Annotated in this window: 8 protein-coding genes; 3 read left to right on the forward strand and 5 right to left on the reverse strand. The window is 35.2% G+C overall.

Annotated features, from left to right (window positions below):
- Positions 1-3,045, forward strand: a complete 3,045-nt coding sequence (locus ACT3S4_RS09570) for a tyrosine-type recombinase/integrase (RefSeq protein ID WP_444760952.1) — start codon at positions 1-3, stop codon at positions 3,043-3,045.
- A 24-nt stretch (positions 3,046-3,069) separates the two neighbouring features.
- Entirely contained in the window at positions 3,070-3,648 is a 579-nt protein-coding gene (locus tag ACT3S4_RS09575; protein WP_444760953.1) for a hypothetical protein, read from the forward strand.
- A gap of 254 nt (positions 3,649-3,902) precedes the next feature.
- On the opposite strand, the gene ACT3S4_RS09580 is transcribed toward ACT3S4_RS09575, so the two are convergent.
- From ACT3S4_RS09580 to ACT3S4_RS09600, 5 genes are all read right to left on the reverse strand, one after another.
- Complete coding sequence (locus tag ACT3S4_RS09580) at positions 3,903-4,580, reverse strand: hypothetical protein (protein WP_444760954.1); 678 nt, start codon at positions 4,578-4,580, stop codon at positions 3,903-3,905.
- Positions 4,580-5,704 (reverse strand): patatin-like phospholipase family protein, encoded by a 1,125-nt coding sequence (locus tag ACT3S4_RS09585; protein WP_444760955.1) that lies wholly within the window; start codon positions 5,702-5,704, stop codon positions 4,580-4,582. The genes ACT3S4_RS09580 and ACT3S4_RS09585 overlap by 1 nt, the downstream gene beginning before the upstream one ends.
- The gene (locus ACT3S4_RS09590) at positions 5,701-6,630 is read right to left on the reverse strand and encodes a diguanylate cyclase regulator RdcB family protein (RefSeq protein ID WP_444760956.1); all 930 of its coding nucleotides are present in this window, start codon (positions 6,628-6,630) and stop codon (positions 5,701-5,703) included. The genes ACT3S4_RS09585 and ACT3S4_RS09590 overlap by 4 nt, the downstream gene beginning before the upstream one ends.
- 65 nt (positions 6,631-6,695) lie before the next feature.
- A complete protein-coding gene (locus ACT3S4_RS09595; RefSeq protein ID WP_444760957.1) occupies positions 6,696-9,197 on the reverse strand; it encodes a dynamin family protein in 2,502 nt (833 codons plus the stop codon).
- A gap of 41 nt (positions 9,198-9,238) precedes the next feature.
- Positions 9,239-10,144 carry a helix-turn-helix transcriptional regulator gene (locus tag ACT3S4_RS09600; RefSeq protein ID WP_444760958.1) on the reverse strand — a complete coding sequence of 302 codons (906 nt, stop codon included), beginning with the start codon at positions 10,142-10,144 and terminating at the stop codon, positions 9,239-9,241.
- Positions 10,145-11,747: 1,603 nt separating this feature from the next.
- Between ACT3S4_RS09600 and ACT3S4_RS09605 the strand changes: the two genes are divergently transcribed.
- Complete coding sequence (locus tag ACT3S4_RS09605) at positions 11,748-12,551, forward strand: DUF5020 family protein (protein ID WP_444760959.1); 804 nt, start codon at positions 11,748-11,750, stop codon at positions 12,549-12,551.
- Positions 12,552-12,868 lie beyond the last annotated feature (317 nt).

A 12,868-nucleotide genomic window follows, 5' to 3' on the forward strand; every position in this document is an offset into this window, starting at 1 on the left:
ATGAGTAATAATAAATCAGGTGCTGAAATACGTAAAGAAAATCGAGATCAACGAGAAGAAAAACGTTTTTTGTTAGCTCGTAAACTAATAGATAAATATATTGATTTTATTAAAATTTTAGAATCAAAAGACCACCAAAAATCTTTCAATTTAATGTGGGCTAAATTTGATAAAAATTTATCTACTAACAAGCATTTTCAAGATGTAAGAAAGTATTCTACTGCTTACAGTCATGCCGTAAAGTACTGTCAAGATCGTATGGAAGATAAAAACATTACTATAGGTTTTCCAAAACTCATTATTCAATCATCTCGTCCAGCCTCCTTTCGCACACAGGAATGGTTTTCTGATGGTAAGGACGTACTAGATTTCTATTTAGACTGGAGTAAACGATTAGAAGCTCAAACTAATATTGATCTAACTTTAAACGATGTATTTTTAAGTCTTATTTTTCATAGTGCAGTACTAAAAGTGTCTGTGCTACAAGCAATATTGAAGCAGCTATCTGATGACTGCTTAATGATTGAACAAGTCTATGGTCTACCAATCATTGCTGTGGTTGTTGACGATAGCTCCTATCATACAAACACTTATGTAGGGACAGAAGCTGTACACCAAACGCAAGTTTTTATATCTCCTCTATCAGCACATATTCTTCAGTCCTATATCAAAGAAAAAGCAGTACCAGTCGCAGATAAGCTAAAAAATATTAACATTCATAATTTATATCAAAGCATGCGACAGACACTGGAAAGTAGCGTTAATTTTGGCTTAAGACGATTCTTGATTGCAGCAGTGTACATTTTAGAAAACTACCTTTCACTTAATTTGCCCGAGTATATGTGGTATATCGTTACGGGCAAAGAAGATACATTTAGTTTACCAACTTCCAATTGGCAATCGCTCATATATGAGATTCGGCATGATACAACTAATCAAGAACAGCTGAGCAACCAAGTACCTAGTACTTCTAATAATATTTCTACAGTAACAAATTCTCAATTAGCAGTTGAGATAGCGAAGATTTTTAAAAGTGATAGTAATAATAAAATTTCTAAAAAACCATTTGTTAAAAAATTAAAAAAACTCGATAGCGAACTTAAAAATAGTTATGCGCCTTTAAACGAAAGGGCAATCGTTGGTTGGCTGCTATCAATGACAACCAGTCATATGGTCTCTAGCATTCAGACTTATAGCAATAGAATTACCAATCGATGGTTAGCCCTGACAGAAAATGCGAGTCTAAAGGACTATCAAGAAGATGATTTTGTAGCACTATATACTGAGATGATCGAACTTAGTAAAACTCCAAAGGCCGCGAACGCAGCTGCTGAATTAATTGATAAAATTCATCAGTATATGGTTGCGCATCATAATATCGAATCTATACCTCCTTTTGCTACGAGTGATAGACCTCATCATAGAGTCGGTTACATTTCAGAAAGTATGTTCCAAGCTATACTCAATAAAATTGATAGTCTCACTATGACTGTTGATGAAAAGCAGGCTATAAGCCTAACACTGATACTAGGTCAACGGTGTGGTCTGCGGATTGGTGAAATCGTTAAGATAAGAATAAGAGATATTGCAGAGACACAGAACTATCTAGAAGTTCGAAATAACAAATTTGGAAACAATAAAAGCCTCTCTGCACTGCGTCGTATATCACTTTCTCAATTATTGCTAGAGTCTGATATGCAACTCATAAGACGTGTATATATCAAACGTTCTAGGTACAAAAACCAGACGCTCATAGCAAATCAAGCTGGCATGCCATATAACTCTAATGCAATCTCAAAAATAATTAGTACCCTTATAAAAGAAGTTACTGGTCTTAAATACCTCACTACGCATCATTTAAGACACAGCTGCCTGACTAATTTTCAATTGATGTCCTTTTTATACGATAAAGATTATAAATTCAATAACCATTCAAGTGCAAAATTCTTAAAAAGCCTATTACCTTATGAAGATAAGCAGGCTGTCAATATTATCAATCATTTCGAGACGAGTCTCGCCTACAAAAAAGTATACGCCTTAGCAGGAGTAGCAGGTCACGCCCGTCCTAGTACAACGTTTGCATCCTATGTGCATCTTACTGATATTCAAATTGGACTACTGTTATATCATGTAGATTTTAAACTATCTGTTAAACATGCTCCGCTACTAAAAACTCCAAGAAGAAGAAAATATGAAATTGAAAACGTACCATTAAAAATTAATGAATATCTTATATACAAGATGAAACTACCAGAGTTACCACAGCCTAAGAGTAGTAAATCAGTTAGCGAGAATCTAACCAAACAAACTGATAAGACCAAAAGATATGCTTTCGATGAAGTGAATCAAATTTTGGAAGCTTACACCGAAAAAGGTGACTATGAATACCTCATGCATATCTACGATGTCAGTCAAGATACGTTTGAAAAATGGCTTTACAATGCGCAGCAACTAAGGAGGGCATCAGAGTTTCAAACTACAAAAGGTAATCCTAGACTATTTGATCCAAACAATAAGCACAGTCTACTACCTGTAAAGGATAGATACGGTGATGATAGAAAAAATATGATACGAATGACAGATAAATTTCGTGATATTTATAAAGGAAGTAATGATAAAAGTGCTATTAATAAGTTTGTTTTTCATACCCTTATTAACGCTCAACCCAGTAAGAACTTTATCATTTTTAAGCATCCTGCAGACATTTACAACTATCTTGAAATTGTCTGTCAGCTAGTATACAAAAAAGATATTAGCTTAAAGGTCTATAATTATGAGCAGGCCTCAGAGGCAGATCAAACCTCTTGGAATCTTGCATTAAAGACTATACCTCGATCACAAATGGAGTTTAATGAACTCGATTACGCAAAAGGTAGATCATATCAAAAAAAGATTCGAGCTGAGCTTTCACTAACGAGCCAAACTCAGCCTATAAGAATTGAGAATAGACTGGACTCTAATATTCCTATTAGCCAGTGGAGTGTTCGGACATTACAAATATTCTGTCATTATGTATACATCATGATAGGCGAAAAACTTAATTAGATAAAATCTAGAGGTTTAAATAAAATGAATTTATCCGCAAAAACCATCAGATTTAAGAATATTACTAAAATTGACTTACATCCATTGGCTAAAAAACTCTATGAGTTGATTATCGAAGCATATGTTGCAGGAGGGCAAGAAGAGTATCTTAGGCTGATAAGCGATAGATTTGATTGTTACCCTAGTCTACCTATCCATAATGTCTCACTGATAAGTAAAGGTGCTAATAAATATCTATTGATTGGAGGTTGTTTTTCACCTCTATTTAATCTTAGAGAACTTAATGAAAGTAATACGCTTTTTCTCAGTTATAAGACGTCTAAAGATAATACTAACACTGAACATAAAAAGCGTATTGAAAAGGATTTCAATCAAGATGTAGTTGATTTTATTTTTATGGACTTTATTAGATCTATGTCTTTAATCTCGCTCAAAAGGCCTGGCTCTATAGAATCAGCACTAAGAAAAATTACTCAAGATTATAATAGTAGTATTTGGAACGAGGTGTTTGATAATAGGAGGAACTACTTGCGCCAAGCTGATTACTCCGAACTGTTAGATATGGATCGCAACACAATTAAAAATCACAGTAATCCTCTATGAGAACCAATAGTTACGATATGAATAGTTATAAGATTGTTTTATCAAAGTTCTTTAAACTAGAAGTTAATAGACCTTGCAATTTTTTGGGCAGCTCTGAGGAGCAATATAACACTTTAACTGAAACCTTAGGTAGGGCATGTATCAACATCGGACCATAGTACTGACAGAGCCTAATTTTTAGGAATGAGGCGGCAAAAACTAGTCCTGAACTGAACTGAACTGTTTATAGTAAGAAGCTTACACTAAAATAATCGCTAGTTTACGACTGGATAAAAGGGCTTTCCCCAATCCATCTTGCTATGGTTTGCCATCATGATCTCTAACATTAACGGCAAGATAGCAGATAAGATAGCACCACTATCCTTGATTTGTGAACGATTGACTTGGCTGTTATGAGTGGCACCGCCATGCATTATTTGATTACGCAGGGTATATAACCTATCAAATACTACCGCCAATACTGTATCTGTATCTGTATTACTAAGTGCACGGTGAGCTTTATCTTTGGCACGTTTAAAATCTTCTTCCCATGCTTGCTGACTAATCAGACCATTTTGATAATCCCAAAATGGCTGAAATGTATATTGGTTATCCAATAATATACGAATGCTACCGGAATATTTCTCCCAGACTAGCTTATAGACTTGCTGGTCAATGTCTAAACGGCATATCAGCTGTATAAAGCGTCTAAACTCACTGCGTTCTGAACTAGTGGTAAACAAGGCTACTTCACGAGCATAAGCTGCATTGAACGCAATCCATAGAGTGATGAAACGTATGTCGTCATCATTGACGCTCGTTGCCTTAGACAGCCAACTTAATGAGCGATGCATACGCAAGCGAAATGGATCAGAAAATTTAGACTTCTGGGTTTGATAGTACTGTGTGAGGCTCTCTAATGTCTGGTGAGAGGTACTACTATCATTATGCATTAGCTATTACTCCGTAATCTCTCCATAGCATTCTCCAATGCATCGTCTCCCTCTGTATCACTTAACGTACTTGCGAGTAGTGTGGTATTTTGGCGCATTGAATGAACACTATTCAAGTTAAGCTTTACCTTTTGCAAAGCCTTCATAGTATCTTTATAGCCTGCTTGAATTAATCTATCAACTGTTTCAATTGAAAAGTCAAACATTGCCATCGTACCGCCTATTTCAATGCTAGGTCGGATCTCTATAATAGAGGTATCAGGAAAGTCATGGCGATGCCATAGTGATCCATCAGCTAAGTGCGTCACAATAATATGGCGACAGCCAGCTTCTATCAATGGAGTAATTGGTGTATTTCCCTGTGATTTAAGATAACCCCCTTGCCCACCATCTGTATAACGCTCATTTTGAGCACTATTGAATGCTTTAAAAAACAGAGGTACTGAAGCAGAGGCTAAAAGCACTTCTTTTTGCTCATCTAATGATAAAGATTGTATGTGTCTAAATTCTGAAGGAGCATTGTCTATTCCTGCGAGCTCCACTTTAACAACATCTTTAATAGCTAAAAATAAATCTTTAAATGCTTTGCCACTGTGCTGTTGTTTGAAAATTGAAACATATAAAGGTATAGAATGTTGTAGATGCTCTATATCTAAATATTCCTCTAACATCATTCTCAAAGTATCATCTTTAAGGACATTTTCTATATCTGAAGTTTTTAGACCCATGAATAAAAAGCTTAACCACCCAATAGGGCTACTAAGCCTTAATCCAGTTGATAATAGTAGAGTGAAATAAATGAGGTAATTGACTTTACTGTTTGAGATAGATTTAATTTTGAATCTAGACGTCAGAGCGTTGCTATCAAATTGAATAGGCTTAAGATGGGGTAATTTATCCCAAAGATTTTCTATACGTTTAACGCCTTCGGTAAAATTAGGTGCTGAAGCAAGTACAGCACCATTTAGTGCACCAATACTGGCACCCGATATCATATCGATACCTATATTCATTTCATTAATTGCTCTAACAACGCCGACATGGTAAGCGCCTTTTGCACCGCCACCTGATAGTACTAAACCAACCTTATTATTAAATTCAGTATTTAACAGTTCGTTATTCATAACCCAATCCCTGTTAGTCTAGAACTCTCTATACGATTATTCATCTCACCAATCATACGTTTAGAGACTCTATTGATATCTATCATATTCAGACTTAAATTTTTATACTCGGGTTTTTTATCCTCTGGTAAATCATGATACTGGGTAGCCATGAATACGATAGGATACTCATTAGGTGCCTGTTCGCTCCAATCACCTTGATACGATAAGGCATGCTGTAAAGCATGAGTCTCCTGATGCTCATTAGGTAACGATAACCACTCACTTTGATGTAAATCTTCTTTAGCGCCAATCTGAAGGTTCTGTTTAAAGGTAGCTATAAGCTCATTCTCTAAAGTTTCTAGCAGCTCATCTTTCTTCTTATCATCATTATAAGTGCGAAGGTATAAACCAAAGTCACCCCAATATAAGGTATCTAAAGTTGTATAACATTGTCCTAAAAGAGATAGTTTAGAAAACTTCTCAGCTTTTAATTTAGCAATTACGTGACCCATTTGAGTATAAGCATAGCCATAGCTTTCGAGCCTATCCAATCGGTTACTAACTTGGCATACTCGCTGTTCAATCTGTTGCTGAAAATCTAAGACATAACCAGTCAGCTCAGACACTCCCAATTGAGTATTCTTGAGCTTTTGATGAATATCAAGAATGGCATGAGTATGACTGTCTTGTGATTGCATGACTTCATGAAAATAATGCTGGCAAGCTTCCAAACCAACGATAAGGTGATCATTGATATTTGCTTGCGCCTGCTGAGTCTTACCAGACACTAAAGATAAGTTTCGAGAGAAAAAACTACTCGGCTGCATGGTTTTGCTGTTTAGTTCTGACGCAGCATCTAAGCCATTAACAAAATCAATGACCATTTTATCCGTTAGGTAAGGCATGTTTTCTTTTATAGACTGCTGATACGTTGATAAGTTCACAATAAACACTTCCTTTTAATGCTCTAAGTCATAAATAATAATTTTCGTATAATTGCAGAGGTAAACTAAGCAGCGATATCGCCCTTAAGTTGAGTGTATACTTTCTCAACCGTAAACTTATCAGACAGATTTTCCCAGTTCTCTTCAGTCTGCCGACTAGATTTTTGAAGTTTTACAATTTTTTCCTTGTATTGCTTTTTCTCTTCTAAATCAGGCATTTTTTCTTGGATAATAGCATTGTTCATTTCTTCCACTACATCCTTTATAGTCTCATTAAACTTATCAATAGAAGTAATGTTTTTATCCAAAAGCTCTGATAATGTGCTTTCAATCTCTTTGCCTAATGGAGCAATAATTTTTTCTTTTATAGTAACTTTTATTTTATTGTTCATATCTCTTTTATTGATAGTGTAAGTTTCTATATCAACTTCATAAGTCCCCCAAGTCTTCCCAAACCAACCTCCAAGCTTTCTTCTAATGCCCGATGTTATTCCGTTTTCATTTCTAATTTCGCTAATTTTTTTGTATGAAACATTTAGGTTTAAGTTTTTTAATACACCGTTTTGATTCTGTTTTATACTCGAATCTATACTTTCTATTTTTAGCTCTTTTAGACCTTCTCTATTAAATTCATCTTGCAAGTTATTTAATAAGTTATTACATTTTCCATATAGATTTGTGGTTATTTTTTGGGTATCTTCTATGCTTTCATCTAGTATAGAGCTGTATTCGTTAATGACTTCTTGAATTAAATCAGATGTCATTGATTCTACGCTTACTTGAAAAGTATCAAGGTCAGATTTTGTGGAAAAAACTAGTGCATGTTTACTGGATTTTGCAAGTTCTTTAGCTTTATCAAGTGCTTCTAACTTTATCTTTCGATCTTTTGATGACTCTAATTTACTAATCCATTGTAGAGGTGTCTTATTTATAGTTTTATCTATATCATTAGCTTCTTTTTGGTTTTTATCCGCTTCCATATCAAACATGTCAATCAGCTCTTTATCTATGATTGACATAATATTTCTAGTTTCTTCTTTTTTTTTCATTTCTTCCTTTGCTTTTTGTTTTATGTCTGAAAAGGTTTTTTTTATATCTTCAGACAGTACTTCTGATTCATTAATTTGCTTTTCTAATTTTTTTATGGTGTTCTCTAATTCAGCTATCTCCTCATCAGTCATCTTCTCTTTTTCAGCAAAATGTCCACGAATGTTGAAAAAATTATGTAGTTTTTCGAACACATCGCTTGCTCCTGCTAGAGCAGACTGAATGGCGATATAAGGGGCGTTTCTTTGCATATTTAGGATAACATCTGTTAAGGGCTCTGACATGTGACTATCGTCTATCAATGCTCCTAGCTCTTCAGAAATGTCTTCTACGTCCATTTTCTCATATTTTTGTTCTGCTCTCTTACCCAATACTTGCTTAGCAAAGTCCTCTATCCAAGTCCCTTCTTTATAGTCAGGTTTATTCTGATTCTCTAATAGATAACTTTCCATCCGATTGGCTAAATAAGCATCTCTTGCTGATATAGGATAGATATGCTCCAGATGAATTTTGTCTTTGAGTAGGTTGTTGAAAATATGTTTTTTAGTAGTTTCAGCGTCATCCGCATTGGCTGACTCTTGATCAAACTTATTGACCAAAGCAAACAGTCTTGATTTTTGGATAGTAGGAATGGCTTCTATCTCATTTTTTATACTTTCTTCAGCTTCAGAATTGAGCTGCGTATAATCTAAAACTAGCATAACCGCTGAGCTACGCTTTAGCTGCTCTCTTAGAAGGCCTAAAAGCTCACTATGACCTGATTCATTTGGCCCAGCTGTATCTAACAGCATAAAGCGCCCATTCGTCTCAAAATCATCTTGTAGCTTAAATGCCACATCAATCATTGGTAAGGCATCTATGTTTTGATAGCTATCATAGGGAAATTTTAATACTTCATCATCCGCTATACTGTTTATCGTTGCAGCGAGACGGACTAAATCATTTAGACGTTGCAAAAAATCAAAGATATCTGTCTCGCCGTTATACGTATCATTGAATGAGCTATTTTTATTTTGTTGAATGAACTGTATTAGCTCAACGATTTCTGGACTTGGGTTTTCAATGCTATAAACATCTAATGCACTATTTACGTCAACTAAGAAGTCGTTAATCGGCTTGCTAATAAAAGTTAATTTGGGTATTTTTTGTTCTTTATTGTGGCATATCAAAGTAGGAAGAGATGTCATCGGACGATTGCGGTTAGGTAGTATTTCACGGCCCACAATAGCGTTAATAGTAGTGGATTTACCAGCTTTCATTGTGCCCACAACAGCTAAGACAACATCAAAATTTTGTAGCTTATGAACCTCACCTTTCAGAACTTGCTTGAACTCTTTACAGGTCTCTTGGGTTAAAATACCTTCACTTTTAGAATCATCGTTTTTTGACTGCTCTTCTTTACTTAATATGTCAGACTCGATATCTGAAAGCATGCTTATCTGGGTTTGCAATATTTTAATAGCATCATCTTTATAACCATTAAGCGCCAATTTTGTCATTCCATTATTCACAATACTCATCATTTCGCCTTAAAGTTTTTCAATAATTAATGTTTGGGTTTTTAGAGCTTTTCTAAATAACTTTCGAGCAGGTCTTGCATTTGTGTTTGAACACTACTAGGGGTAATCACACGAATATGTGGTATCCAATATTGAACGATTGGGACAACTTCTCTTGGGTGTACATCTTTGCATATCAGAAGTAAGTCTCCATTATCAAGTTTTCGTAGCAACTCTTGATTGGGTAGTAGATCACGACGCTCAAAATATCCAGCAACTTTCGCATCGATTTGTAAGACTATTTCGCTGATTTGATTACCAAAAAACAAGCTGTCCGTACCAAGAATTTTCTCTTTGATATCTTCAGAGTATGCAAAGGTCTTATTATTGACTTGCAGGTTAGCTATTTGGGTAAAGCAAAATGTCCGCGTTTGTCCATGGCGACAACCAACTACATACCAAATACCATTTTTATTGAGTAGGTGATAAGGCTCTAAATGATGGTGTTTGCTGCTACTGTCACTAGCACTTCCGCTGATTTTACAGTAATCGAATTCAATATATTGGCAGTCGGTAATGGCTTGATTGATGGCTTTAAATTCATTAGTACGCGCGCTAATGTCTTCATAAGCAAAACCTTTAACGAGTATGCTTTGATTGAGTTGTTCTTGAAAGAACTGGCGGTCAATTTTTGGTAGGAGATCTTGGACGCTGGCAAAGTTAGCGAAGCGTTTGATATCAGCAATATCTAAATATCCAATTTTTTTGGCATTGAGACAGTAAAACTGTGGACCTGCTTCACTAAAATCTAAGACAGTTAAACGATCTTGAAAGTCTCTTTTTAGGGTGCGAATAGATACTTTATACATATTCGCTAGCTCAAAAATATCTAAACGTTCACCGTTGTTGAGTCTAACGATAATATCAGATAAGCGGTATGCAAGACGTTCATGCTTTTTTAATTCCATTACTTTTACTCGGTTCAAACTATATAAAAAATTATAATAATATTACATGAACCATACAGAAATGTAATTATGCACTTTTATCTAGATTTCTCAACCAATATTTAATGCTCTTATGTCAATATTTATCTAAGTTGTTGATGTTTATGTTTATGTTATTTACATAGCAAAGCTAATTCAAAGAAGTAACACAATATTAAAGTTGCCAATTATGATAATCCCTTTCATAAAAAACAATAGGAGCATGAATACGCGGTACCAGTACAAACCTAGAACTCACATTAATTTGTTTAGCAATAGTACGTTGTCCACAATGTCGCAAAAACTGGTATAAACCTGTTGTGTCCTCAATAATTATATTGCTATTCAGATTAATACGTTGACCGGAATTAAATTCAAACCAAATAGGAATGTTTTGAGGCAGTTGCCGTGTTATAGAGAGATCGCTTAATAGTCTCTTACCTCTACACTTTTTCCCTAAGAACTTTTCTAGGTAGATCATTGCTAACACTCATAAATACAGGTTAAGCATTAGTGTAGCGTAGAGGTATGACAGGTTGTGTCAAGAATACGAAATTGGAAAGTAATTTTGGAGGGTGTTTGGGAGTATCGTTTCATAAAGGAATGAATGAATAAAAATGCAGCTATATCCAGTCTAATGGATTATGCTGCGGCTTCTTAGATTATAGTAACAACATAGATATGAGTGGAGGCGAATAGACAAAACGACCAGTGTAATTAGAATAACTAAGCCCATTTATTGGGCATTTATATATTATGAATGCCCAATAAATACACTATGGTAGTGACCAAAATATATATTTTATCCTTATTGAGATATGTTAAAGTACGCTAAACGTCCTACTAAAAAATCATCTATAGCTCTTTTGGTATAAAGCTTTGTAGGTTAATGTTACTTAATACCATTTAATGAAAAATGGTGGGTCTAGCCTGTCACGCCGGGGGTCGCGGGTTCGAGTCCCGTCCGCTGCGCCATATTTAGTAAAAAGCTAAAACGAATTTAAACTGTAAAGTTTAAGCAAGTTTCGCCTCAAGTATTAGTTTACTTGAGGTTTTTTTGTGTCTATTAATTCTGCCATACCTTTATTCACTTGCCTCTCATATCATTTGTCCTCAACCACCAACCACCCTACCAGCTCTTTTCACTATTCTGAATCGTAATAATTATTGCTAGTGGTTTAGCCTACTATCTACTTCGACCCATCTCCTTGTTTACAAAAATAATAAAGCTGACCATTTAGTCAGTTAATTTAATAAAATCATAAACTTAGGTAATATCAAATACTTAGAAGGCTTGATAGACCATTATTTTGAGCCAGCTTATAGTTGTCACTCATTATAAAACATGCTTAACTGTTTCAAAGTGTTAAGAATTATTGCGGATAATATAGCCAACGGAGCATTTTTTATACTTTTGACAATACTTATATTGATAGCATTTATCTTAATTGTTTTAGATTGCTATCAAAAATTGACCGCGCTTTATCCTTAGCAGCGTTGACCCGTTTTGACAGGAAGTTAAAACGCGCTTCTGTCATATACCCAGCCTGCTAGGATGACCCACTCTATATAAAGGAATATTACTGTGCGTTATCACTTATTTGCAAACCTGCCACTGGCTAGCCAATTATGTAGAACCAATATTAAGAAAAAATTATTTTTCAGTAGCTCATTAACCACGGCTTTAGTCGCGCTCGTTGCCTTGGGTACGATGAGCAGCAGCCATGCAAAGGTGCTTTTCACCGATACCAGTCTTTCTGTACTGTATGGTAATGACTATGAGCTGGTAGAAGACGGAGAATTGACGACCATCACTCTGGAGCACGCATCTACCCACAGTTGGGGCGGCGTATTTTTCTTCGTCGATCGCCATCAAGGCGCAAATGATATTGAAAACAATAGATTTAAAGAAACGTATGGTGAGTTTGCGCCCAAGCTTAAGCTCACAACTTTCGATGATAGCTTTATCAAACAGCTCAATCTAGCGGGGCAATATGAGTTTGGCTCGAACAGCAAAGGCTTTAGCCAAGACAACTATATGATAGGACTAGGGGCAGATTTGAATGTGCCTATTTCAGGTATGAAGTACGCCTCTGCTTCCCTATATCATGTCTTCAATGATAATACTGATGATGACCAGCAAATCACCTTAACTTACGGTTGGGAGAAAAACAATTTTGTGGTCGATGGTTATGTAGACTACTCTTTTAACAATGATGACTTAAAAAATCAACTACATATCAATCCGCAAATAAAGTATAACTTACAACCACTATTAGGCATTGATAATCGCTTAGAGGTCGGTATGGAATATAGCTATTGGAAAAATAAGTATGGCAGTGATACAACTCAAAATGTGCCTAGCGCTCTAGTGAAGTTTCATTTTTAACCGTCTAATTGGTTTGACGAATAGTTCTAAAACAGCTCTCAACTCTTTCTCACTAAAATAAATAGTTTGTTAATAAAACAAATAGTCCTCATGCAAAATTGACAGCTTGCATGAGGATTTTCATTTTATATTTGGTAGATTAACCCTTAGGATTCCACTGATTCTCAAGCTGGATACGCATTCATACGTTTTATAAGGCTGTTACGACGTATAATTATTGGCTATTTATATCCGCTAAATAATCATTTTTAACTGACTTTATCAATGGCTATGTTTCAAAATTATTCAGCATTTTTTTATTATAAAAGGGACAAAAT

Source organism: Psychrobacter sp. AOP30-A2-5 (assembly GCF_052378115.1).
Classification (GTDB): Bacteria; Pseudomonadota; Gammaproteobacteria; order Pseudomonadales; family Moraxellaceae; genus Psychrobacter.